Origin of the sequence: Saccharothrix saharensis, assembly GCF_006716745.1 — a bacterium.
Lineage (GTDB): Bacteria > Actinomycetota > Actinomycetes > Mycobacteriales > Pseudonocardiaceae > Actinosynnema > Actinosynnema saharense.
Map to the genome: position 1 here is coordinate 673,725 of NZ_VFPP01000001.1, position 23,528 is coordinate 697,252.

A 23,528-nucleotide genomic window follows, 5' to 3' on the forward strand; every position below is an offset into this window, starting at 1 on the left:
CGGCGGGTCGTTCGGCGGTGTGGGACCGTCCGGTGGGATGATCGGCTGCCGCCGGCACCGGGGTGGACGCCGCGGTGCCGGCGGCGGTCCGACGGGCACCACGGATGGAGGGGCATGACCGACGCCGACCTTCCCGCGCTCTTCCACGACGCCGAGCGCGCTTCGCTGCGCGGCCAGCGACAGGCCTTGGCGTGGAGCAGGATCCGCTTGATCAGCGCCGTGCTGGCGGCGATCGGTGGCGCGATGACGTGGAAGTTCTTCGGGGACGCCTCTCCCGGTGGCGCGTTGGCGATGGTGGCGTTCTCGGTGGCGCTCGTGGTGGAGATCCTGCTGTGGACGCAGCAGCCCGAGCGCGACTGGTACGCCGGGCGCGCGGTCGCCGAGTCGATCAAGACGCTGGCCTGGCGGTACGCGGCGGCCGGTGCGCCGTTCCCGGCGGACGCGCCGGGCGCCCAGGCGCTGTACCGCGACCGGGTGGCCGAGGTGGTCGCGGCGAGTGAGGAGCGGCTGGCGATGGTGGGCGACGACCCGTCGCCCACGGCGGCGATGACCGCGTTGCGGGCGGCGCCGTTCGAGCAGCGCCGGGCCGCTTACCTGGAGCACCGGCTGCAGGAGCAGAAGACCTGGTACTCGGGTCGGGCGCAGCACAACCGCACGCGCGCGTTGCAGTGGCGCAGCGCGCTGATCGCGGGTGAGGTGGCCGCCATCGTGCTCGCGGGCGTGCGGACGTTCGGCGTGTGGGAGGTCGACATGTCCGGTGTCCTGGCCGCCGCGGTGGCCAGCGGTGCGGCGTGGCTCGGCACGCGGCGGCACTCGACGCTCGCGACCAGCTACTCGATGGCCGCGCGAGAGCTGGCGCTGGTGCGGGTGAAGCTGCTGGACGCGGACGAGGCGTCGTGGGCCGACGCGGTGGCGGAGGCCGAGAAGTCGATGGGCCGGGAGCACCGGCTGTGGCTGGCGTCCCGGCCGGTCGAGAACTGACGGTCCCGGTCGACGGCGTGCCGGGCAGCCGCGTTCGGCGCGCGGCCGCCCGACGCGGCCTCAGCCCGTCAGCGGCTCCACCCGGCTTTCCGCGAACAGCTCCCCCACCCGTGCCAAGGGCACGTCCTCGGTGGCCAGCAGGACCGCGACCCGCTCGAACGCGAGCAGGAAGCCGCCGATCTCCTCCCGCGCCAGCACCGCCGTGTCCGCCATCAGCACCAGCTGCATCCGGTCGGCGGTGCCGCGGGTGTCCAGGTACAGCACCATGTCCTCGGCGTCGGAGGTGGCGGGCCAGGTCAGTTCCGACGTCGAGGTGTCCATCTCCGTGGTCGTGGCACGGGACTTGGGGACGGTGGACCACATGTCGTTGAACTGGGTGCCGGGTTCGAGCACGCCGCCCCACGCCCGGACCACCTCGCGCGCCGCGCGGGTGTCGTAGCGGGAGCGGGCGCGGGCGTCGGCCATGGTGCGCTCCGCCTGGCGCAGCAGGTCGGCGAACGAGTCCGCGCGCAGGTCGACCACGGTCCGGACGGCCTGGTTGAGGGTCGTGACGCTGCCCATCAGCTCGGGCGTCACCCGGTTGCTCTGCATGACGTCGAGGCGGTGCAGCGGGCCGGGGCAGAAGCAGCGGACCAGCGCGGTCGCGATCGCCAGCATCACCACGGACGTGGTGGTCCGGCACCGCCGCGCGGCCAGCCGCACGGCCACCGGCAGGGCCCGGGAGTCCAGGTCGGCGCCGACGAAGCGGGGTGACGCGGGCTCGGCGCGGGCCGGGGTGGCCGGTGGCATCCGCTCCAGCTCGGCCCGCAGCCGGCGCATCGCCTCGACGTTGAGCAGCTGGCCGTCCGGCGACCGCTCGGACGACGCGAGGTCGACCGGTTGCAGCGACGGGCGGGGGCTGGGCGGCGGCGAGCCGTCGGCGCGGGCCTTGAACAGGGCCGCCATCTCGGTCACCAGCACTTCCGTGCCGGTGTAGTCGGCGGCCATGTGCGACAGGGCGAACACGACCAGGACCGGGATGCCCTCGTGCAGCGCGACGGACAGCCGGATCGGCAGCTCGCGGGCGTGGTCGAACGGTGTGGCGGTGCCGCGCTGCCAGCACGTGGTCACGATGTCGCCGAACTGCACGGGGTCGTCGGCCGGCCGGTCGTGCACGTCGACCCGCAGCACCCCGGAGCCCAGCACCTCCTGCGTCACGTCACCGCTCGGGCTGACGTGGAAGTGCGTGCGCAGGGACTCGTGCCGCCGCAGCAGCTCGCCCACCACGTCCAGCACGTCGCCCAGTTCGAGCAGCAACGGTACCGGCAGCCACCGGGTGAGGAAGAAGAACGGCTTGACCTCCGGCAGCCAGTGCTCCAGGCCGTCCCACGTGCCCTGCTGGCCCCACGTCAGGTGGCCGGTGCGGGCCCGGCCGCCGTGGAACTCGACCTCGGCGCTGCTCTCGGTGATCACGACGCGACTCCCGCGGGTTGGGCGAACAGGACGCGGCGCAGGCACCACACCGAGTAGGCCAGCCCCGCGGTCCAGCCCGCGACGACCGCCCACATCACCGCCTCGATGCCGAACACGCCGTGCAACAGGTAGGCGAACGGGATCTGCACCAGCACGAACGCGATCACCGTGCAGACCAGCGGCGCGGTGGTGCGGCGGGCGCCGTTGAGGTGGCCGTGCAGCACCACCATCACCGTGTAGAGCGCGAAGAACGGGTAGATGATCACGATGTACCGCTCGGTCAGCTCGCGGGTGGCCGGGTCGTCGGTGAACAGCGCGGCGATCGGGCCGCGGGCGAGCAGCACCGCGGCGGCCAGCGCCGCGGTGAGGCCGACCGTCAGCCCGAGGGTCTGCCACAGGCCTCGCCGGGTGCGCTCCTCCCGGCCCGCGCCGAGGTTCTGCGCGGTGAACGCGGTGACCGCGCCGGAGAAGTCCAGGAACAGGATCGCGGTGAACTGCTCGATCCGCGACACGATCGTGAACGCCGCCAGCACCACCGGGCCGAACCCCTGGACGATCCAGACCAGCACCATGATCCCCACCGCGAGGATGATGTGCTGGCTCGCCAACGGGAACCCGAGCCGCACCGCGTCCCGCAGTTCCCGCCGCACGGCGGGCCGCTCCCCCACCCCCGGCACGGGATGCGTGCGCGCGGCGTGCAGCAGACCGGCGACGAGCGCCGCCGTGGCGGCCACGGCGGTGGCCAGCGCCGCGCCGGAGATGCCCAGGTCCAGCACCGCGACGAACAGCAGGACCAGCACCACGTTGACGACGCTGCCGAACCCCTGCACCCACATCGCGGCCCGCGAGTCGCCCAAGCCGCGCAGGTAGGCGCTCACCGCCGCCGAGCCGAAGATGCCGGGGAACCCGAGCGACAGCGTGCCGATGAACTCCGCGCAGTCGTCGGCCAGCGCGCCCTCGATGCCCATCAGCGCCAACGTCGGCCGGGCCAGCACCGTGACCAGCAGGACGCACCCGACCGACCACACCGCCGTCAGCAGCGCCAGCGACAGCACGACGCCGCGCCGCTCGCCGTCCTGCCGCGCGCCGCGCAGGTGCGCCAGCCGGATGGTGAACGCCGTGCCCAACCCGATGAACATCGCGTTGAGCAGGTAGAACAACGGCCCGCTCGCGCCGACCGCGGCCAGCCCTTCGACGCCCACGTAGTGCCCGACGACGATGCCGTCGACCAGCAGGTAGCCCTGTTGCAGCAGGTTGGCCGCGGTGAGGGGCAGCGCGAAGCCGACGATGCGCCGCAGCGCCGGCCCCGCGGTCATGTCGGAGACGTCGGACATCAGGCGACTTCCGCGGCGAAGGCGGCCAGGTCCTCGACGTGGTAGGCGATCTCGGCGATGGTGCGGTCGGCCAGCAGGTCGGCCACGTCGTAGGACACCCCGTGGCAGATCGCGATCGTGCCCGCCACGCCGGCCGCCATGATGGAGTCGCCGCCCAGGTCGAAGAAGTCGGCCTCCACGTCGAGCGCGTCGTAGCCGAACGCCAGCGCCAGGCACCGGGCGACGGACCGCTCCACGTCGCTGTACTGCCCGTCGGGTCGGCCTTCCAGCTCGACCGACACGGCCGCGACGCTCGCCCGGGTCTTCTCCGCGGCCTCGACCAGCCGCTGCTCCAGCGCCTGCATCTCCGCCTCCACCTTGGCCTCGATGTCGGCCGACAACGTCACGTCGTAGGAGCGCAGCAGGTGGATGAGCTCGCCCCGGTAGTTGAGCTCGCCCGCGAACAGTCGCGAGCGCGTCGACCTCAGGCCCGCGTCCAGCACGTCCAGGCCGACCGCCGTGGGCAGCGCCTTGAACATGGTGTCGCCGTTGGTGCCGAAGTCGACGGCCATGCCGATCTCCTTCCAGGCGACCCAGTCCAGCGCGATCACGTGGCACGGCCCGCCCGCCCGGGCGCGCGCGAGGTTGTCCAGGTAGTAGTTGGCCGCCGCGTAGTCGGCCTGGCCGGGGGCGGGGAACACCGAGGCCACGGACGAGAAGTGGGCGATGAAGTCCGGTTGGTCGTCGCCGGTCAGCCGGTCGAGCACGAACGCGGCGTGCAGCTTGGCCCGCACCACCGCGTCGAAGTCGGCCGACCGGCGGAACATGATCGTGCTGCCGCCGGGCAGGCCGGCCGCGTGCACGATGCCGTCGATGCGCCCGTGGTCGCGCCGGACGGCGGTGACGGCCTCGGCCAACGCCTCCGGGTCGCCCGCGTCGGCCGCCACGACGGCCACCGTCGCCCCTGCGGCTTCCAGCGCCCGCACCGCGTCGACCCGCTTGGCCGCGGCCGAGCCGGTGGGCACCGCGATCGGGTCGTCCCACTGCTCGCGCGGCGGCACGCCCGACCGGCTCAGCAGCACCAGGGTGAGGTCGGGCCGCGCGGCGGCGAACCGCTCCGCCACGGCCAGGCCCAGCGCGCCGGTGCCGCCGGTGATCAGGTAGGTGCCGCCGGGCTTGAGGTAGTCGTCCGCGCCGGCGGGCTCGACCTCCGGCACCTCCACGAACACCTCGCGCAGGCGCCGGTCGCCGCGCAGCAGGAACAGCCCGTGCTCGTCGGCGAACACCTCGGCCCGCAGCGCCGCGGGCGGCACGGACGCGTCCACGTCCACGTGCTTGACCTTGATGTAGGGGTACTCGCGGCCGACCACCTTGCCGAACCCGACCAGGGCGGCGTTCTCCGCCACGACGGCGTCGCCCTCCTCCGCGCACACCGCGGTGCGCGTGAGCACGGTCAGGTCGACCTTCACCCCCGCCGCCATCAGCGCCTTGGTCAGCAGGAACAGGCTGTGCAGGTTCTTGCCGGCGCGCCGTTCGAGTTCGGCCACGTCGGTCGCCGGCGCGTCCTCGAACGCCAGTGCGTGCACCAGGTGCGTGACGCCGTCGCCCACCAGCCGGGCGATCTCCTCGTGCGCGGCGGTGTCGTCCGCGGCGAACGGCGTGCCGGACCCGATCGGCTCGCCCAGGCGCAGGAACGTGACGTCGCCCAAGCAGGCCAGGACGGTTTCGGCGTCGGTGTCCGGGTCGACCAGGGCCAGCACCCCGGCGTTCGGCGCGGACACCGGCCGTGCCGCGGGCGCGTCCTGGAACTCGACGTCGTGCGTCACGGGGTGCCGCTCGTCGGTGGTGTCGAAGTTCAGCTTCTCGCGCCACGTGTCGGGGAAGCTCACCCAGGCGGGCGTCTCGTCGAACGCGTACCCGGGCAGCCGGACGACGCGCGGTGCGCGGTCGCCGAGCAGGGTCTTCCAGTCGACCTCGCCGCCGCGGGTGAACACCCGGGCCTGGTCGCCCAGCGGGCCCTCGGGCAGCGGGGTCGGCCGGTCGGCGAGCAGTTCGGCGAGCTGGTGGCGCAGGTCGGCGGCGTCGGTGACGACGAGCGCGACCCGGTGCCGGTGGCCGCCGCGCGAGACCCGGCTGGTGTGGCAGACGTCGGCGATGTCCACGCCGTCGAGCCCGCCGCCGTCGATGAACCGGATGTGCCGCTCCACGATCCGCGTCAACGACTTGATGGTGGCCGCGCTGAGCGTGAACAGGTGCGCGCCGGACGACGCCGGGCGTTCGTCGGGCACGGCCGTGAACTCCTCCAGCACGACGTGCGCGTTGGTGCCGCCCAGCCCGAACGCGCTGACGCCGCAGCGGCGAGGGCCGTCGGACTCCCACGGCTCCAGGCTGGTCGGCACGTACAGCGGGCCGGAGGCGAAGTCGAGCTTCGGGTTCGGGGTGGTGAAGTTTGCCTGCGGGGGGATCATCCGGTGGCGCAGCACGGCGATCGCCTTGATCAGGCCGATCACGCCGGAGCCCTCGAACAGGTGACCCACGTTGGCCTTGACCGTGCCGACGGCGCAGAAACCCCGGTCGGTGGTGTGCTTGGCGAACGCCCGCTTCACGCCCTCGTGCTCGATCGGGTCGCCGACGCGGGTCGCGGTGCCGTGCGCCTCGAAGTAGCCGATGGTGCGCGGGTCGACGTCGGCGTTGCGCCACGCCGACAGCAGCAGGTCGGCCTGCGAGTCGGAGTCCGGGTTGGTGATGCCCTCGGTGTTGCCGTCGTGGTTGACCGCGCTGCCCTTGATCACCGCGTACACCCGGTCGCCGTCGGCCAGCGCCCGGTCCAGCCGCTTGAGCACCACCGCGCCGGAGCCCTCGCCGAATCCCGTGCCGTCCGCGGCTTCGTCGAACGTGCGGGTGACGCCGTCGGACGACTCGATGCCGATGTTGGAGTGCCGGTGCTTGACCGGCGCGAACACGATTCGCGCGCCGCCGACCACGGCCATGTCGCAGTCGTCGAGCAGCAGGGCGTTCTTCGCCTGGTGCACCGCGACGAGGGTGGCCGAGCAGGCGGTGTCCACCACCATGCTGGGGCCGCGCAGGTCCAGGAAGTGCGACAGCCGGTTGGCGAGCATCGCCGGGATGTTGCCGGTGATGGCCTGCTGGCCGACCGACGGGTCGACCCGGCTGATGTAGTCCAGGTACGTCGAGCCGGGGTTGACCGCGAACCCGACGTAGACGCCCGTGCGGCTGCCGCGCAGCCGGTCCAGCGAGTAGCCCGCGTCCTCGAACGCCAGGTACATCGCCCGCAGCACCATCCGGTGGTGCGGGTCGGTGAGCGTGGCCTGCCGCGGGTTCATGCCGAACGCGGCGTGGTCGAAGTGGTCGACGGCGTCGAGGAAGTAGCCGTTGTGGTAGTCGATGTCGGGGTCGGGCACCGGGTCGATGCTGGTCGCCCGCAGGTAGCGGATGTACTCGGCGAGCTTCTCGCGCCGGTCGGCGGGGAACGGCCTGCTGGTGCTCGTGCCGGTGCTGATGATGTGCCAGAAGGCGTCCAGGTCGCGTGCGCCGGGCACGTCCACCGAGAGGCCCACTACTGCGATGTCGGTGTTCATGGCGGTACCCCTCAGTGGATCTTGATGACGAGTGAGGTCAAGGTCCGGCCGTTGACCTCGTCGAACTCGGTGACCCCGGCCTCGCGCAGGGTCTTGACCGCGCGCACCCACTCCACCGGCGCGGACAGCTGGCGGGCGAGCAGGTCGGGGCCGGTGAACGGCTCGCCGGTGACGCTGGAGACCACCGGTGTCGTCGCGGGCGCGAACGGGAAGCCCGCCAGCACCTCGCGGAACGCCGTCTCCGCGGGTTCCATCAGCGGGGTGTGGAACGGCCCGCTGACGTTGATCGGCACGACCCGCGCGCCCGGCAACGCGGCGATCGCCTTGCCCGCCACCGCGACCTCCGCGCGGTCGCCCGCGATGGTGGTCTGGGTGTCGGCGTTGAGGTTGGCCAGGAAGACGTTCGGCAGGCCGGCTTCGGCCAACGCGCGCCGCACGAACGCCGTGGGCACGCCCTGCACCGCGGACATGCCGCCACCGCTGATCGTCGACATCAGCTCGGCCCGCCGCTTGACCAGCCGCAGCGCGTCGGCGAGGTCGAGCACACCGCCCGCGACCAGCGCGTTGTACTCGCCCAGGCTGTGCCCGGCGAAGAAGGCGTACCGGCCGGGGTGCTCGGCGAGCCGGTCCAGCGCCGACAGCGCGTTGACGAGGAACACGGCCGGCTGGGCGTACCGGGTGTCGCGCAGCCGCCGGTCGGGGTCGCGGACGCACAGCTCCTCGATCGAGTAGCCGAGGACGTCGTCGGCCAGGGCGGTGACGTCGGGGTGGCGGGCGAACAGCTCGGCGCCCATGCCCTTGCGCTGGACTCCCTGACCGGGGAAGAGCAGACAGAACACGGCGGATCTCCTATCCGGCTGGGTGGGGTCGGCGGAACGACTCGACGCGCACGGCGCGGTCGCCGGCGCGCAGGCACTCGCGGGTGAACCGGCGGGCGCCCGCGCCCGGCCCGCAGTCCAGCACCTGGTCCGCGGCGGAGTCCGCGACGGCGTGCCGCACGGCCGGTTCCCAGTCGATGGGCCGCGCGAACACCTGGCACAGGTACTCGTCGACCAGGTCGTCGGCGTGCCGGAGGTCGCGGGGCCCGTCGCCCGCGTAGACCGGCAGCTCGAGCCGGTCGGGCGCGGGCGTGGGGCCGACGAAGTCCAGGTCGGCGCGGACCCGGGCGGGCACGTCCGCCAGGGCGGGGCTGTGGAACGGGATCGTGTTGGGCAGGAACGCCCAGGACACGCCGGGGCGGTCGAACGCGTCGGCGTGCGCGGCCCGCAGGGCGAGCAGGTCGGCGGTGGCGCCGCTGACGACGTGCGCGGTGGGCGCGTTGGCCAGGCCGAGCGCCACCGCGCCGAAGTCGGCCAGCAGGGCGGCCAGTTCGTCGCGCCGCATCCCCGTCACCGACGCCATCGGGCCGGGCGGGCCGCCGCGGCCGCGCCGGTACCGGGCGACCAGGTCCGGATCCACGTCCCCGTCCGGCGCGATCCGGTGCGCCCGGACCAGGCTGACCGCGACCAGCTTCACCGACGTGACGGCCAACGCCAGGAACTCGTCCAGGCGACGTGCCCGGACGCCGGCCACCACCGCGGCCTGCAAGCCGATGCTGTGCCCCAGCGTCGCCACCACGCCGTCGCCCCCGCCCTGCGGCTGAAGCCGGCAGAGCTGGTGCACGTGCACGCACACACCGGCCGCGACGGAGTCCGGCGGTGGTGGTTCCACACCGCCGAGCCACTTTTCCAACGGCAACCCGTCCGGCCGCGCGTCGGGGCCCAGATAATCGACCGCCTCGTCCAGCGCGCGGTACACGGCGTGGAAGAACGCGGCGTTCTCCGGCCGTGCGCGCAGCTCGCGCAGGCCGGTTATCAGGTGATCGTCGGTCCCACCCAGACCGTCGAACAGCAAAAGAGAGCGCACAGCACCTCGACCTGTTTCGGGGCAGCACTGGTCCGGCCGGGTGACGTGCCGGGTCACGGCACCGTCCACCTGGCCCGATGTGTTAACAGGGAGTCGCGAAGAAATTAATTCAAAGCGACTTCGGCGACGACCTGATAGGCCACCCCTATGGGGCCGTGATCGGCATTCGCCTTTTTTATGGCGGGCCGGTCGGCCCGTCTTCGGTGTTCTCCTCGGTCGGTCGTCGTGTTCTCGCGAACGCGGCGTCACGCTAATCGCGAGGAGGGTTCACGACAATTGACCGAGCGCACCGCGGAAGCGGTCGCAGACGACGCGGAAAGCGCACTCCGGCCGGCGTCGGAGTCCCCCACCTGGGCAATTCGGGAGCCCGGGACGCCGAGGTGGCGGGTCGCCGCCGCACGTGGCGGGGTACGGGAGCACGTAGTCCACGCGGCCGGACGGCCCACACGGCACAGCGCCCGGTCGCCTCGGCCACGACCGTCCAACCCGGACTCGGCGCGCGATCTTCTCCGTCACCCGACCGATGTCTCCGCATCAGTGCGGCCTCATCGTGGTGTCCATCGCACCGACGCCCGCACAACGACCTGTGCGGCCCTCACGGAAGGTGCACCCGATGATCAACTCCGCACCCGTCGAGCACGCGGACGAAGCAGGCGCGCGGGCCGAGACCATGGCCCGGCTCCTGCGCGACGTACCCGTCCCCTTCACCCGCGTGCTGTCCCTGTGGGTGGGCTACCGCCTGCGCCGCGACCCCCGGCAACCCGACACCCGACACCGCCTCACCCCCCGGCAGGCCTGCCTGCTCGGCTTACCCCCGCACACCGAGGTGACCCGGCGCGAGGGCTACCTGGTGCCCCACCTCGGCGACCACGGCCCGCGCCTGGCCGCGATCACCGCGCTGGTGCACCAGCGCGGCCTCGAACTGGACGAACCCGCGCGCGAGGAACTCGACCGCGGCTACACGCCGCTCGGCGTGCTGGTCACGGGCGCGCGCCGGGCCACCCACTACGCCACCACCACCCGCGCCCCCGACGACCCCGACTTCGCCGACCCGCTGCCCGACGACCCGGCCGACGTGCCCGCCCTGTGGTGCCAGGCCACGCTGCTCAGCGCGGGCCGGCCCGTCGCGCTGGTCCGCGAGACCGTCTACCGGGTCGCGTTCACCGGCCGCCGCCCACCCGACCTGACCGGCTACCTGACCCCGGCGCCGCCCCGACTGGTGTCCTGATGCGCGCCCGGACCGCCGCGCTCGCCGCGACGACCGTGGCGGCGGGGTCCAGCGGGTACGTGGTCGCGGCGGTGCTCACCGAGGTCGCCGCCGACCTCGGCGTCACCACCGGGGCCGCGGGGCGGACGATCACCGCGTTCGCCCTGGCCTACGCGGTCGGCTCGCCGGTGCTCGCGATGCTCACCGCCCGGTTCGAGCGGCGGGCCCTGCTGGTCGCCGCGCTGCTGGTGGCCGCGGTCGGCAACGTCGGCGCGGCGCTCGCGCCCACGTTGGACCTGCTGCTGGTCGCCCGCGTGCTCACCGCGTGCGGGGCGGCGCTGGCCACGCCGGCGGCGACCGCGGTCGCCGCGCAGCTCAACCCGGAGCACAAGGCCAAGGCCATGGCGGTGGTGACCGCCGGGTTGACGGCCGCGACGCTGCTGGGCGTGCCGGCCGGGCGGTTCGTCGCCGACCGCTACGGCTACAGGGCGTCGTTCGTGCTGGTGGCGGCGCTGTGCGTGGTGGCGGCGCTGGTGGTGCGGTCCGCCGTGCCGCCGGTGCGGCCGGGGCCCGCGGTGGCGTTGCGGCAACGGCTCGCGCCGCTGGCCGATCCCCCGGTGCGCCGGCTGCTGGCCGTGTCGCTGCTGGCGTGCCTGGCCACGTTCAGCGTGTACGGCTACCTCGGCCCGATCACCGGCCGCCCGCCCGACGGCGGCCACCTGCTGGCCTACGGCCTGGGCGGGGTGCTGGGCAACGCGATCGGCGGCGTGGCCGCGGACCGCCACGGGCCGCGCACACCGCTGCTGGTGGCGCTGGGCGGCTGCGCGGCGGTCCTCGTGGTGCTGCCGACGATGCTGGCCGGCGCGACGGCGGTCGTCGTGATGGCCGCGTGGGGCGCGTTGTTCTGGGCGTTCAACCCGCCCCTGTTCGCGGCGCTGGTCGCGGTGGACCCGGACCGGGCGAACCTCCTGCTCGCCCTGAACGCCTCCGCCATCTACACCGGCATCGCGGGCGCGGGTGTGCTCGGCGGCGCGGTGCACGCCCCGGCCGTCCCCCTCGTGGGCGCCGCCGTCGCCGTCGCGGCCGCCGCGATCGCCGCCACGAACCGCGGAAGGAGGTTGGTGACGCGCTGATCGGCGCGATCCGGGTTAGGTTGCCCGCATGGCCGGAAAGGTGCCTTCGGTGGAGCTGGAGGTCGGGGACCGCGTCGTGCGGATCTCGAACCCGGATCGCGTCTACTTCCCCGCGCGCGGGGAGACCAAGCTGGACCTCGCCCACTACTACCTGTCGGTCGGCGACGGGATCGTGCGCGCGCTGCGCGAGCGGCCGTGCATGATGCACCGCTTCCCGTCCGGGGTCGCCGGCGAGAAGGTGCACCAGAAGCGGCTGCCGAGCGGCGCGCCGCCGTGGGTGCGGACCGTGCGGGTGCACTTCCCCCGGTACGACCGGCACGCCGACGAGCTGTGCGTGACCCACGTGGCCGACGTGGTGTGGGCGGTGCAGATGTCGACGGTGGAGTTCCACCCGTGGAACTCCCGCGGCGCCGACACCGAGAAGCCCGACGAGTGGCGCATCGACCTCGACCCGATGCCGGACTGCCCGTTCGACCGGGTGCGGCGGGTCGCGCACGTGGCGCACGAGGTGCTCGACGAGCTGGGCGCGGTGGGCTGGCCGAAGACGTCCGGCGGGTCGGGGCTGCACATCTACGTGCGGATCAAGCCCGAGTGGGGTTTCGCCGACGTGCGGCGGGCGGCGCTGGCGTTCGCGCGCGAGGTGGAGCGGCGGGCGCCCGACGACGTGACCACGGCCTGGTGGCGGCGCGACCGCGACCCGCGCAGCCTGTTCGTGGACTACAACCAGAACGCGCGCGACCACACCATCGCCAGTGCCTACTCGGTGCGGGGCGTGCCGGAGGCGACGGTGTCCACGCCGGTGCGGTGGGACGAGATCGACTCGCTGGACCCGCGCGACTTCACCATCGCCACCGTGCCCGCCCGGTTCGCCGAGCTGGGCGACCTGCACGCCGGGATCGACGACGCGGTGTTCTCGCTGGAGCCGCTGCTGGAGTGGGCCGACCGCGACGGGGTCGACGTGCCCGAGCCCTAGCGCAGCACGCGTGGTCGTCGCCGACCCAGGGCGAGGCCGTTCTCGACGTGCCGCAACGCCTCCCGCGCGGTCCAGCCGTCCACGCCGTCGTGGCGGGAGGCCGCGGTCAGCAGCACGGCCATCGCGGTGCCCTCGTCCAGCCAGCCCGCGCCGACCAGCTCGCCGAGGCGGCACGCGGCGGTGAACACGACGTGCGCGCGCGTGCCGGGCCGGGCGTCGCGGACGCGGTCCGCCTCGCCTTCCACCACGGCGGCGCGGTAGGCGTCGACCCGGCGCGGCGAGGGCCGCTGCGCCGGGATCGGCAGGTCCTCCGGCGGTTCCGGGGTCAGCACGGCGACCAGCCACCCGGGTGCGGGCGCGACCGGCGCGTCCCGCACCACCCGGTACCGGCCGCGGCCCAGCAGGGAACCGGCGGCGACCACGTACCCGCCCGCGCCGCGCGTGTCGACGTGCGGCGCGATCCGGCCCACGCTGTTGCCCAGCGGCACGTCGGGCGCCCGGAAGTAGCGGTGCTCTCCCCCGCTGGGCGTCGCCACGGTGTAGGTGTCGCGCGGGTCTTCCGCGCCGTGCTGCCAGGCGCGGCGGGCGAACGCCTCGCGGCCGTGCGGCACGTCCAGGTCGACCACCAGCAGCCCGGCGGGACCGCAGGAGATGCCGACGTTGTAGGCCCGGCGCGACCACCAGTGCCGGATCCGGTCGCGGTCCAGGGTCGCCTCGTCGTCCCAGCCGCGCAGCGCGGGCTCCTTGCCGTGCGGGCGCAACGGGACCACCGGCCAGCCTCGTGCGGCGGCGGCCAGCGCCGCCCGGTACCTGGTCATGCTCGTCCCCCCTGGTGTCGGGCAACGGGGGAAGCGCCGCCGACGTCCAGTGTGCCGGGCTCAGGCCTGCCGGTACAGGGCCACCAGGACGCCGTGGACGGCTTCGTCACCTCCCGCGTCCCGCGCCTGCCGCACCAGCCGGCGCAACGTCTCCCCCAACCGCCGACGTGGCCGAGGAGCTGGACGCGCTGCTCGCCGCGCGGCTGGCCGCCGGCGCCTACGACGTGGCCACGCCGGAGGAGCTGGGCACCGCGGTCACCGCCGACCTCCAGTGATCGCGCCGGGCACGTCCAGCTTGACCCGCTCGGGCACGCGGCTCTCGGTGATCACGAACGGCGTGCAGGCCAGGATCAGCGCGGTCACCGGGATGTTGATGAGGAACGTCGGTGAACGGCGATCGGCACCTGCGGCTGAAGTTCCACCCCGACCGGGTGCCCGAAGGCGACGACGCGGCGCTCATGCAGGAGGTCGCCCGCTCGTTCGGGCGGTCCCTGGGCGGTGTGCCCGGACTGCGCAGGATGACGGGCAACGTGGTGCACCTGGAGCTCGGGCCGTCGCTGTTCCCGGTCGCGTGGGCGGCCGAGGGCATCACCGCCGCGTTCACCCTGGCCTCCCGCGGCGACGCGTTGATCATCGACCTGCGCGCGAACACGGGCGGTGACCCGGAGACGGTCGCGCTGGTCTGCGGCCACCTGCTGGACGAGGCGACGCACCTCAACACCATGCACGACCGGGGCGGCGAGGCGTCCCGGCAGTTCTGGAGCCCGACCCACGTGCCGGGCAGGCGGTTCGGCGGCACCAAACCGGTGTACGTCCTGACCAGCGGCAAGACGTTCTCCGGCGCCGAGGAGCTGGCCTACGACCTGCAGCAGCTCGGCCGGGCGACCGTCGTCGGCGAGCGCACGGGCGGTGGCGCGCACCCCCGGCGCGGCTTCACCGTGCACCCCCACCTGGAGGCGACGATCCCGACCGCGCGGGCCGTCAACCCCGTGTCGGGCACGAACTGGGAGCTGGTCGGCGTGACGCCGGACATCGCCGTGCCCGCCGCCGACGCCCTGGACCGCGCGCACCGCGAGGCGTTGGCCGAGCTCGACCGCCGCGGTGGCGACCCGCCCGCGCTCGCGGAGGTGCGCGCCGCCCGGTCAGGGAGCGCTTAGCCGGCCGGTCAGGGTGCCGTGCAGCTTCGCGCTGTGCCGGTTGAGGCCGGTGATCTCGACGGTCTTGCCCCGGTCGGCGTACTTGGCCGTGACGGCGTCCAGCGCGGCGACCGACGACGCGTCCCAGACGTGCGCGGCCGACAGGTCGATGACCACCCGGTCCGGGTCGCCCGCGTAGTCGAACCGGTGCGCCAGGTCGTTGCTGGAGGCGAAGAACAGCTCACCGGTCACCGTGTAGACGACCCGTTCGCCGTCGCTGCGCGCCTCCACGGTCGCCACCCGGGCGACCCGGCGGGCGAACACCGCCAGGGCGGCGACGGAGCCGACCACGACGCCGATCGCCAGGTTGTGCGTGGCCACCACGACGGCGACGGTGACGGCCATGACGCCGATCTCGCCGGCGGGCATCCGGCGCAGCGTCGCGGGCGCGATCGAGTGCCAGTCGAAGGTCGCGAACGACACCAGCACCATCACCGCGACCAGCGCGGCCATCGGGATCTGCGACACGACCGGCCCGAACACCACGCACAGCACCATCAGGAACGCGCCCGCCAGGAACGTCGACAGCCGGGTGCGGGCGCCGTTCTTGACGTTGATCATCGTCTGGCCGATCATCGCGCAGCCGCCCATGCCGCCGAAGAACCCGGTCACCACGTTGGCCACGCCCTGGCCGATCGACTCGCGCCGCTTGTCCGAGCCGGTGTCGGTGAGGTCGTCCACCAGCTTCGCGGTCATCAGCGACTCCATGAGCCCGACCAGCGCCAACGCCACCGCGTACGGCGCGACCACGCGCAGCGTCTCCGGCGTGAACGGCACGTCCGGCAGGCCGGGCGTCGGCAGGGACGACGGCAGCTCGCCCCGGTCGCCGACGGTCGGCACCGCGATGCCCGCGCCCACCGTCACCGCGGTCAGCGCCACGATCGACACCAGCGGCGCGGGCACCACCTTCGACAACCGCGGGAACAGCACCATCAGCACCAGCCCGCCGACCACCAGCGGGTACACCGCCCACGGCACGTCGACCAGCTCGGGGACCTGCGCGAGGAAGATCAGGATCGCCAGCGCGTTGACGAACCCGACCATCACCGAGCGCGGCACGAACCGCATCAGCCCGGCCACCCCGAGCGCGCCCAGCGCCACCTGGACCAACCCGCCGAGGATGACGGCCGCGAGCAGGTGGCCCAGGCCGTGCTCGCGCACGAGCGGCGCGACGACCAGGGCGACCGCGCCGGTGGCGGCGGAGATCATCGCCGGCCGGCCGCCGACCACCGAGATGACCACGGCCATGGTGAACGAGGCGAACAGGCCGACGCCGGGCGCGACCCCGGCGATGATCGAGAACGAGATCGCCTCGGGGATCAGCGCCAACGCCACCACCAGGCCCGCGAGCACCTCGGTGCGCAGGGTCTTGGGGTCGCGCAACGCGCGCAGGGTCGGCCAGGTCGGGCGTGGTGCCGTGGTCGGTGCGGAGGGGTTCACAACCACCCTGTCGTGGTCGGGCACGCCGTTCGGGCGCGCGGACGTGGGCCGCCGGGCGTTGCCGCGGCGGTACGGGGAGCTGAGGGGGAACGGCCCGCTACGGCGGGCAGGACAGGGCGCGAGGCGGGATGGGCACGCGTCGTCTCCTGTCCGGAAGAGGGGGTCTGCCGCCGGGACGTCGTCGACACCGGTCGCGGGGCGGGCCGAGCCGCACCGGCGGGGATCCTACCCGACCGCGCCGGGCGGACCCGGGAGGGGATCGCGCCGCCGGGCCGCGTTCATCCCTTCGGACAGTGAAAACGGTGCTCCACGGCCGATAACATCGGTGCAGGGGGCGCCATGCATCGCACTGAGGTTCCTCATGCCGGACGGTGACCTCGTCGGGCGGTTCACGCGCCGGCTGCGGTTGTTCGACTCCAACGCCGACGGCGTCGTCCGGCGGCGGGACGTCGTGGCGGCGGCCGAGCGGTTGGTGCGGGCGTTCCGCGTCGACACCCACTCGATCGGCGCCGAGCGGCTCCGCACCGGCTACGAGATGCTGTCGTTGGCGCTGCTCGCCGACTTCGGCGACCTGGCCCGGGACGAGGTCGCGGTGGCCGGGTTCACCGCGGCGCTGGCCGCCGACCCGGTCCGGATGGCCGGCCTGGGCCGCCGCATCGCCCGCACCGACGCGCTGGCCGTGCGCGAGTGCCTGGCCCCGGTCGGCGAGGCGGTGAAGGCCGAGCACGTCGCCGAGGTGATCGTGGTGCTCGGCGCGCACCCCGGCCACCGGCCCGTGATCCAGCAGGCGCTGGAACGCGACGGCGCGCTGATCCGGCTCGCCACCGCGATCCGCCCGTTCGCCGACCACTTCGCCGGTACCGGCTACCCCGGCCTCTACGGCCGCGCCTGAAGTCGCGCCCCGCAGGACGCCGTTCGGCTTCCTCCGGTGCGCCCGATCCGCGGTCCGCTGTCGGACCCGGGTGGCAGGATTCGCCCGTGACCGTTCCCGCAGTGCTGCGCACGCTGGCCCGGCTCAGCGCGTCCGAGCAGCCGCAGCGGGTGCGGCTCGACCTGACCAGGACGGCCGGGCTCGTGTGGTTGGGCGCCGACGAGGCCGCGTGGCGGACGCTCACCACGGACGTGGAGCCACCCGCCTGGACACCGGCGCCGTGGACACCGCACCCCGGCCGGCGCGGCGCCATCGACCGGTTGGCGTCGTTCGACGCGCTGCACCAGGAGGACCGGCTGCTGCGGCTGGGCTGGGCGTTCCTGTGCGGACCGACGGCGGTGGACGGGCGGCGCCGGCGGGTGTGCCTGCCGCTGGTGTCACGACCGGTCCGGTTGCGCCCGGTCGGGCGGAGCTACGCGTTCCACGTCGCCGGTGACGTGGCGGTGTTCCCGCTGCCGGCCGACCGGTCCAAGGCCGCAGAGCTGGAAACGCGGTTGGACAGGGGCGAGGAGTGGATCGCGGCCACGCTGGCGGCGAGCGGGTTCGCCGACGTGCCGGTGCTCGGGCCCGAGCACGACCCGCGGACGCTGATCGGCGGTGACGAGCTGGTCGTGGTGGCCGGGGCCGGGCTGCACGCGGGCGAGCCGGTGGTCGGCACCGAACGCGGCGCGGCGCTCCGCACGTGGGCCCGCCGGTCCGGCGTGGAGGCGACCGCGTTGGCCGCCCTGTACTCGTCGGCCCTGTACTCGTCGGCCGAGGACGCGACGGCCGGTGACTCCACCGGTGAGGACGTGGTGCCCGGCGCGGTGCCGTTGAGCCCGAGCCAGCGGGCGGCGGTGGTGGCGGCCCGCACCGCGCCGGTGACCGTGGTCGGCGGGCCGCCGGGCAGCGGCAAGACCCACGCGGTGGCGGCGATCGCGCTGGACGCGGTGGCGTCCGGTCGTTCGGTGCTGCTGGCCAGCCGCACGCGCAACGCCGCCGACGTGCTCGGCGAGGCGTTGCGGCGCGCGGGAGGCCCGGTGCCGGTCCTGTTCGGCGACTCCGAGCTGCGGCACAAGGTGGCCCAGGAGCTGAGCACCGGCCTGGCCGCCACCAGTGCCAAGGGTGAGGTGGACCGGCTCGACCGGAACAGGCGCGGCGCCGTCGCGGCGGTGGCGCGGGTCGAGCGCGCGGTCGGCGCGGCGCTGCGGGACGAGGAACTGGTCGAGGCGGCGGTGCGGTTCGAGGCGTTGATGCCCGCCCACCGCGCCGTCGCGCCGCTCGCGTTCGGCGACGGCGTGGACTTCGAGCGGTTGCACGGGGTGCTGCGCCCGCGCCACGGCGTGTTCGGCGGGCTGCGCACGCGGTGGGCGCTGCGGACGGCGCGGAGGCTGACCGGCGCGGCGGACGACGTCGACGTGCCGGACCTGGAAGCGGCGGTGCGGGCGGCCGAGCAGTCCGCCGCGCAGATCCGCGTCGCCGCGAACGGCGGCACGTCGCTGGAGGCGTTGCGCGGCCTGCTGGCCGAGGAGGACGCACGCGGGCACGCCGCCGTCGCCGCGTGGCTGGCGGTGCTGGCGGTCAGCCGGCGCGGCGCGGGGCCCCGGCGGGCGGTGGCCGCGTTGGCGACGGCGCTGCGGTCGGGCCGGGCGGCGCGCCGGCGGGCGTTGACCGACGTCTCGACCGAGCACCTGGTGCAGGCCCTGCCGCTGTGGGTGGGCACGCTGGCCGACGTCGAGGACATCCTGCCCGCCGTGCCGGGCATGTTCGACCTGGTGGTGGTCGACGAGGCGAGCCACGTCGACCAGCCGCTGGCCGCGCCCGCGCTGCTGCGCGGCAGGCGCGTCGTGATCGCCGGCGACCCGCGCCAACTGCGGCACGTGTCGTTCGTCGGCGAGCAGGCCGTGCGCGAGGCGGTGACCGCGGAGGGCACGGTGGCGCTGGCGGACCGGCTCGACGTGCCGAAGGTCAGCCTGTTCGACGCGGGCGCGGCGGCGGCTAACGTGCACTGGCTCACCGAGCACCACCGCTGCCCGCCGCACCTGATCGGGTTCGCCGCGACCCGGTTCTACGAGGACCGGATCTCGCTGCTCACCACGCACCCGTCGATCGCGGACGCCGACTGCATCGACGTCGAGCACGTCGAGGGCGTGCGCGACGACAAGGGCGTGAACGCGGTCGAGGTGGACGCGGTGCTCGCCCACCTGCGCCGCCGGATCGCCGCGGGCGTCCGCTCGATCGGCGTCGTGACGCCGTTCCGGGCGCAGGCCGACGCGGTGGAACAGGCCCTGCTCGACCGGCTGAGCCTGGACGAGATCACCACGGGTGGGGTGCGCGTCGGCACCGTGCACGGCGTTCAGGGCTCGGAGTTCGACGAGGTCGTGATCAGCCTGGCGCTGACCGACGCCGACCCACCCGCCGCCTGGCGCTTCGCCAACGACCCCACCCTGCTGGCCGTGCTGACGACCAGGGCCCGACGCCTGGTGCACGTGATCACGTCGGCCGCGCGGCCGGTCGGGCTCGTCGCGGACTACCTGCGGCACGCGGAGGTGCCGCCGACCGGGACCGGGGGCGTGGCGCCGTCCGACGAGTGGACCACCCGGCTGGCGGCGGAGCTGGCCGCGCTCGGCCTGGCGCCGCGCACCGGCTACCCGGTCGGCCGGTGGCGGGTCGACCTGGTGGTGGGCGACCGTGCGTCGGCGGTGGCCGTCGACACCCGACCGCACCCGGACGGCACGGCGGCGCACCTGGCCCGGTGGCGTGCCCTGCGCGGCGCGGGCTGGCGGGTGCACGACGCGTTCCCGAGCCGCTTCGGACACGACCCGGCGCGCGCCGCGGTGGAGCTGGCGCAGGAACTCGCGCCGCGACCCGCCGGGTCCGCGGTGGTCACGCCGGTGGTCACACCCGGGCGCGCAGCCAGTCCAGGGCGGCCGGAGCCGACCTGACGATCGAGAGGTGGCCGTCGTCCGGCGACAGCCTCAGTTCCGCGGCGGGGCACCGGCCGGCCAGCCACTCGGCGTGCGAAGCGGGCACGACCCGGTCACGGCCGCCGTGCAGCAGCAGCACCGGCACCGTCACGTCCGCCGGGTCGAAACCCCACGGGTTGACGTAGGCCAGGTCGTCGTCGATCAGCGCGGCCGGTCCCGCCTGCACCGCCGGGCCGACGACCTCGGTGAACCACGACCAGTCACCCTCGAGCACGGCGAGGTCCGCCTCGGTGAACTCCGGGTCGTACACCACGCCCGACGCCTCGAACCGCTCCTTGACCGCACGTCCCGCGTGCGCCGCGCGCAACGACGCCACCCCGGACGCCGTCATGCCCGCGAACCAGTCGAGCCCGTCCGCCTCGAAGGGCGCGAGCCCGGCCACGCCGACCACGCCGACCACCCGTCCCGGCAGCAACGCGCCGCACGCGAGGGCGTGTGGCGCGCCACCGGAGTGGCCGACCACGGCGAACCGGTCGATGCCCAACGCGTCGGCGACCGCCTCGGTGCAACCGGCGGCGGACGCGATGTCCCGGCCGGGACGCGGCGTCGACCCGCCGTAGCCGGGGCGGTCGTAGGACACCCAGCGCAGGCCCAGCCGGCGCGCGGCGGGGAAGAGCGGTGCGGGCGGCGCGCCGGTGTTCGGCGTGCCGTGGTGCCAGAAGACGGCCAGGTCACCGGCGTCCTCACCGGCGTCGTACGCGTGCAGCGCGCGACCGTCGTCCAGGCGGATGTCGATCTCCGTCACCACGGGCCGAGCCTAACAGCGGGTCGGTGCCGCACAGCTCGCGAAAAAGAGATCGAAATCGTGGTTTGGCAGGTCGGCCGAGCGGTTACCTCGTGGCTGCGCCTTGAGCAAACAGGGTGCCGGAGGAGCGTGCCGTGAACATGGTGGACCTGCCTGACGACGGGCTGGACCTGGCGCTGGGCGGCGACCGAACACCCGACGACATCGCCGCCCTGGTGCGGCAGGTCGGGTACGAGGTGGACGAGCGGAGGGTCACCGACCTCGCCCTGATCGCCGCCGAGCTGGTGGGCAACGCCCGGCAGCACGCCGAAGGGCCGTGGCGGATGCGGTTGCTGCGGGTGGCCGAGCGGCGCGTCGTGCGGGTCGAGGTGGAGGACCGCAGCCCCAGCCTGCTGCCCGTGCTCGGCCGGCCGGACGACCCGGCCGCCGGTAGCGGGCTGCTGCTGGTCAACCGGCTGTCCGTGCACTGGGGGTTCGACCGCCACGAGGACCGCAAGGTGGTGTGGGCCGAGGTGCCCACCGGGTGAGGCCGCGGTGGTGCGGGGTCCGCGGCGCGTGCGGACCCCGCACCACCGGTCAGCGGTCCACCTCCCGCGCTACCCAGGAGGAGACCGCCGAGTAGTAGTCCCGCGCGTTGGGCGCGAGGTTGATCGAGTGCCCGTAGTCGGGCAGCACGTAGGCCCGCAGCGGGCCGCCGAAGTACGGCGACTCGGCCGCGTGCAGGGTTGCCGCGGTCGAGCAGTCGGTGGCGAGCAGGCCGCACACCGCGCCGTCCCGCGAACCGACCGCGGTCATCACCGGCACGTCGATCAGCAGGGTGTACGGCAGCAGCACGGCCACGCCCAGGCCGTCGGCGGCCTCCGTCGGCGAGAACACGTCCTTCGTGGTCTCCTCCAGCTCCGCCACGTCCGGCACGAGCGGGCCCGGCGCGTGGAAGCTCGCGTGCCGGGTGCCGGGCGCGGTGGTCAGGTAGCCGGGCGGGTGCAGCAGGCCGAACTTCGGGTCGAGGTTGGCCGGGCGGAAGTTCGCGAACGCCGCGGCCACGCCGGCCGGGTTCACCCGGTGCGTCATGCCGGTCAGCAGCACGCCGTCCACGTCCCGGTAGGTGGCCGCCTCGACCGCGCTGATCGCCGCGCCGAGGGAGTGCCCGCCGATCACGACCCGGCCGAACCGCGGCCCGTACTCCCCCGACCGCAGCCCCCGCACGACCTGGTGCAGGGCGTCGGCCTGGACGAACGCGGTCAGCGTCACGGCGAGGGGCTTCGAGCTGCGCCCGGTGCCGAGCCGGTCGACGGCGAAGGTGGCGATGCCGGCGGCGTTCTGCGCGGCGCGGAACGAGTGCCTGCCGTCGGGGAAGTCCCAGTAGGAGCTGTTGTAGGTCGACCCGGGGACGAGGAGCTGGACGGTGGTGGCGCCGGGCGCCGGGACGCACAGCGTGCCGTGCACGACCTCGGTGCGGCCGAGGACCGTCACCGGCGCGTCGACCTCACGGCACGAGGCGGCGGCCGAGGCGGGCGCGGGCGTCAGCGATGCCAGCAGCAACGCCACCACCCCGGCGGCGAGTGGGTTACGCAAGAAGGACGACCTCCATCGTCAGGCGGCACAACGGCGGGAAAGAACGGTCATCGGCAGCCGGTTCGGGTCGAGCAGACCGGTCACCCCGGGTCGGACGGGAACGCCCGGCACGGGCACGAGCCGCCGGCGGGCGGCCGGGGTGGCCGCCACGACCGCGATCCCGATGTGCGCGAACGCGTGCCCCGGGCAGTGGTGCGGGCCGCCGGCGAACGGCACGTACGCCCCCTTGGGCAGGGCGGCGCGGTCGGGGAGCCGGCGGTCGGGGTCGGAGCGCGCCGGGTCGTCGTGGTGGCGCGGGTCGTGGTGCAGCGCGTGCGCGCTGAACCCGACCTCCGTGCCCGCGGGAACCCGCACGCCGGCCGGCGGCACCGACGTGTTGGTGCGCCGCAGGACGAGCCACGGCGGGTAGCGGCGAGGCACCTCGCTGATCACGCGCCGCGGGTTCGGCGGCCGGCGCAGGTCGTCGACCGTGGCGGCACGGTCGACGAGCACGTCGTCCACGACCCGGTGCACGGGCGCGACCGCCGGGTCGACGCGGCGGTTCTCCGGGATGGGCGGCTTCTCGAGCCCCGCGGGCGACAGCGCGTGGACCGCGCCGAGCCGGATCGACGTCGGCGGGTGCGCCCGGATCTCAGCACTCACCGCCAACTCGGAGTCGGCGGAGAACACCGTGCGGCCGACCACGGAGATCGCCGGGTCCCGCACCACGCGGTCCAGCCGCAGGACTTGTCCATCCCGCCGGGAATTCGCCACGTCGGCGGCCGGTGCGGTCATCGTCTCCGAATAGCGGGTGCGGGAACGGCGGTGGAACGCGGGTCGGATCATCCGGCGTTGTCGGCGGTGGAAATCGCCGTTGATGCCGACCAGCCCGTTGCCGAACGCACGACGCAGTTTGTCGGCGGAGATGCCCTTGTCGAACTTGGCCGTCTCGCCGGTGAGCACCTGGTGCGCCAATTCGGCCGCGGTGACGAGGTGCAGCGGCAGCGGGCCCAGGTGGATCCGCGCGACCGGGCCACGTTTGCGCAGGTCAGCGCGGAACGCGAGGTGTCGGCGCAACAGGGCCGCGGTGTGGCCGAGCAGCGGTGGTCGACCGGGAACCGTGGACGGCTCGGTTTTCCCGGTGTGCCCGGTTTTCGGACGGCGAGTCATCGGCGTGCACTCTATGCGCCATTCGGAGCCGGACGGGATCACGCATTGGAGTTAAGTTGTCGAATCCGCTGGTGCCGACCGCACGAAGGCGGTTGTATGTCCTGGTCCGCCCATCTCCGACCCGATCCGCGATAAACACCCGGAG

General features: G+C 74.3%; 18 protein-coding genes. 8 read left to right on the forward strand and 10 right to left on the reverse strand.

Annotation, left to right across the window (positions count from 1 at the left end):
* The first annotated feature begins 114 nt into the window (after positions 1 to 114).
* A complete protein-coding gene (locus FHX81_RS02450; protein WP_141974999.1) occupies positions 115 to 981 on the forward strand; it encodes a DUF4231 domain-containing protein in 867 nt (288 codons plus the stop codon).
* Between the two features lie 60 nt (positions 982 to 1,041).
* Here the strand turns inward: FHX81_RS02450 and FHX81_RS02455 are convergent, their stop codons facing one another.
* Genes FHX81_RS02455 through FHX81_RS02475 form a run of 5 tightly spaced genes read right to left on the reverse strand, consistent with a single transcriptional unit; the run spans position 1,042 to position 9,250 of the window.
* Positions 1,042 to 2,433, reverse strand: a complete 1,392-nt coding sequence (locus FHX81_RS02455) for a condensation domain-containing protein (protein ID WP_170231898.1) — start codon at positions 2,431 to 2,433, stop codon at positions 1,042 to 1,044.
* Entirely contained in the window at positions 2,430 to 3,767 is a 1,338-nt protein-coding gene (locus FHX81_RS02460; protein WP_141975001.1) for an MATE family efflux transporter, read from the reverse strand. The genes FHX81_RS02455 and FHX81_RS02460 overlap by 4 nt, the downstream gene beginning before the upstream one ends.
* A complete protein-coding gene (locus FHX81_RS02465) occupies positions 3,767 to 7,345 on the reverse strand; it encodes a type I polyketide synthase (RefSeq protein WP_141975002.1) in 3,579 nt (1,192 codons plus the stop codon). The genes FHX81_RS02460 and FHX81_RS02465 overlap by 1 nt, the downstream gene beginning before the upstream one ends.
* Positions 7,346 to 7,356: 11 nt before the next feature.
* Positions 7,357 to 8,184 (reverse strand): ACP S-malonyltransferase, encoded by an 828-nt coding sequence (locus tag FHX81_RS02470; protein ID WP_141975003.1) that lies wholly within the window; start codon positions 8,182 to 8,184, stop codon positions 7,357 to 7,359.
* A 10-nt stretch (positions 8,185 to 8,194) separates the two neighbouring features.
* On the reverse strand, positions 8,195 to 9,250 hold the full coding sequence (locus FHX81_RS02475) for an ACP S-malonyltransferase (RefSeq protein WP_141975004.1): 1,056 nt from the start codon (positions 9,248 to 9,250) through the stop codon (positions 8,195 to 8,197).
* A gap of 613 nt (positions 9,251 to 9,863) precedes the next feature.
* On the opposite strand from FHX81_RS02475, the gene FHX81_RS02480 reads away from it, so the two are divergent.
* From FHX81_RS02480 to ligD, 3 genes are read left to right on the forward strand one after another with little or no spacing between them, the layout of a single operon-like run.
* The gene (locus tag FHX81_RS02480; protein WP_141975005.1) at positions 9,864 to 10,478 is read left to right on the forward strand and encodes a hypothetical protein; all 615 of its coding nucleotides are present in this window, start codon (positions 9,864 to 9,866) and stop codon (positions 10,476 to 10,478) included.
* Positions 10,478 to 11,590, forward strand: a complete 1,113-nt coding sequence (locus FHX81_RS02485) for an MFS transporter (protein WP_141975006.1) — start codon at positions 10,478 to 10,480, stop codon at positions 11,588 to 11,590. Before FHX81_RS02480 ends, FHX81_RS02485 begins: the two co-directional genes overlap by 1 nt.
* Before the next feature lie 28 nt (positions 11,591 to 11,618).
* Complete coding sequence (gene ligD / locus FHX81_RS02490; RefSeq protein WP_141975007.1) at positions 11,619 to 12,563, forward strand: non-homologous end-joining DNA ligase; 945 nt, start codon at positions 11,619 to 11,621, stop codon at positions 12,561 to 12,563.
* On the opposite strand, the gene FHX81_RS02495 is transcribed toward ligD, so the two are convergent.
* Entirely contained in the window at positions 12,560 to 13,381 is an 822-nt protein-coding gene (locus FHX81_RS02495; protein WP_141975008.1) for a bifunctional DNA primase/polymerase, read from the reverse strand. The two genes, ligD and FHX81_RS02495, sit on opposite strands and share 4 nt — an antisense overlap.
* 386 nt (positions 13,382 to 13,767) lie before the next feature.
* On the opposite strand from FHX81_RS02495, the gene FHX81_RS02500 reads away from it, so the two are divergent.
* On the forward strand, positions 13,768 to 14,538 hold the full coding sequence (locus tag FHX81_RS02500; RefSeq protein WP_246107586.1) for a S41 family peptidase: 771 nt from the start codon (positions 13,768 to 13,770) through the stop codon (positions 14,536 to 14,538).
* Here the strand turns inward: FHX81_RS02500 and FHX81_RS02505 are convergent.
* Complete coding sequence (locus FHX81_RS02505) at positions 14,524 to 16,017, reverse strand: SulP family inorganic anion transporter (protein ID WP_425473797.1); 1,494 nt, start codon at positions 16,015 to 16,017, stop codon at positions 14,524 to 14,526. The two genes, FHX81_RS02500 and FHX81_RS02505, sit on opposite strands and share 15 nt — an antisense overlap.
* A 361-nt stretch (positions 16,018 to 16,378) precedes the next feature.
* Between FHX81_RS02505 and FHX81_RS40245 the strand changes: the two genes are divergently transcribed.
* Both FHX81_RS40245 and FHX81_RS02510 read left to right on the forward strand, forming a co-directional pair.
* Positions 16,379 to 16,909 carry a hypothetical protein gene (locus FHX81_RS40245; RefSeq protein ID WP_170231899.1) on the forward strand — a complete coding sequence of 177 codons (531 nt, stop codon included), beginning with the start codon at positions 16,379 to 16,381 and terminating at the stop codon, positions 16,907 to 16,909.
* Positions 16,910 to 16,995: 86 nt separating this feature from the next.
* Positions 16,996 to 19,872 carry a DEAD/DEAH box helicase gene (locus FHX81_RS02510; protein ID WP_170231900.1) on the forward strand — a complete coding sequence of 959 codons (2,877 nt, stop codon included), beginning with the start codon at positions 16,996 to 16,998 and terminating at the stop codon, positions 19,870 to 19,872.
* On the opposite strand, the gene FHX81_RS02515 is transcribed toward FHX81_RS02510, so the two are convergent.
* Complete coding sequence (locus FHX81_RS02515) at positions 19,826 to 20,662, reverse strand: alpha/beta fold hydrolase (protein ID WP_141975010.1); 837 nt, start codon at positions 20,660 to 20,662, stop codon at positions 19,826 to 19,828. The two genes, FHX81_RS02510 and FHX81_RS02515, sit on opposite strands and share 47 nt — an antisense overlap.
* Positions 20,663 to 20,799: 137 nt before the next feature.
* Here FHX81_RS02515 and FHX81_RS02520 point away from each other — a divergent pair, with 137 nt between their 5' ends.
* Positions 20,800 to 21,186 carry an ATP-binding protein gene (locus FHX81_RS02520; protein WP_342787255.1) on the forward strand — a complete coding sequence of 129 codons (387 nt, stop codon included), beginning with the start codon at positions 20,800 to 20,802 and terminating at the stop codon, positions 21,184 to 21,186.
* Between the two features lie 49 nt (positions 21,187 to 21,235).
* On the opposite strand, the gene FHX81_RS02525 is transcribed toward FHX81_RS02520, so the two are convergent.
* On the reverse strand, positions 21,236 to 22,234 hold the full coding sequence (locus tag FHX81_RS02525) for an alpha/beta hydrolase (RefSeq protein ID WP_141975012.1): 999 nt from the start codon (positions 22,232 to 22,234) through the stop codon (positions 21,236 to 21,238).
* A gap of 18 nt (positions 22,235 to 22,252) precedes the next feature.
* Positions 22,253 to 23,383, reverse strand: a complete 1,131-nt coding sequence (locus FHX81_RS02530) for a cytochrome P450 (RefSeq protein ID WP_141975013.1) — start codon at positions 23,381 to 23,383, stop codon at positions 22,253 to 22,255.
* Between the last annotated feature and the right edge of the window lie 145 nt (positions 23,384 to 23,528).

What these genes read in the sequence shown, in the direction of transcription:
- FHX81_RS02465 (WP_141975002.1), bottom strand. Translation starts at nt 7,345, where the DNA reads ATGAACACCGACATCGCAGTAGTGGGCCTCTCGGTGGACGTGCCCGGC.
- FHX81_RS02480 (WP_141975005.1), top strand. Translation starts at nt 9,864, where the DNA reads ATGATCAACTCCGCACCCGTCGAGCACGCGGACGAAGCAGGCGCGCGG.
- FHX81_RS02495 (WP_141975008.1), bottom strand. Translation starts at nt 13,381, where the DNA reads ATGACCAGGTACCGGGCGGCGCTGGCCGCCGCCGCACGAGGCTGGCCG.
- ligD (WP_141975007.1), top strand. Translation starts at nt 11,619, where the DNA reads ATGGCCGGAAAGGTGCCTTCGGTGGAGCTGGAGGTCGGGGACCGCGTC.
- FHX81_RS02485 (WP_141975006.1), top strand. Translation starts at nt 10,478, where the DNA reads ATGCGCGCCCGGACCGCCGCGCTCGCCGCGACGACCGTGGCGGCGGGG.
- FHX81_RS02450 (WP_141974999.1), top strand. Translation starts at nt 115, where the DNA reads ATGACCGACGCCGACCTTCCCGCGCTCTTCCACGACGCCGAGCGCGCT.
- FHX81_RS40245 (WP_170231899.1), top strand. Translation starts at nt 16,379, where the DNA reads ATGCCGGACGGTGACCTCGTCGGGCGGTTCACGCGCCGGCTGCGGTTG.
- FHX81_RS02460 (WP_141975001.1), bottom strand. Translation starts at nt 3,767, where the DNA reads ATGTCCGACGTCTCCGACATGACCGCGGGGCCGGCGCTGCGGCGCATC.
- FHX81_RS02530 (WP_141975013.1), bottom strand. Translation starts at nt 23,383, where the DNA reads ATGACTCGCCGTCCGAAAACCGGGCACACCGGGAAAACCGAGCCGTCC.
- FHX81_RS02520 (WP_342787255.1), top strand. Translation starts at nt 20,800, where the DNA reads ATGGTGGACCTGCCTGACGACGGGCTGGACCTGGCGCTGGGCGGCGAC.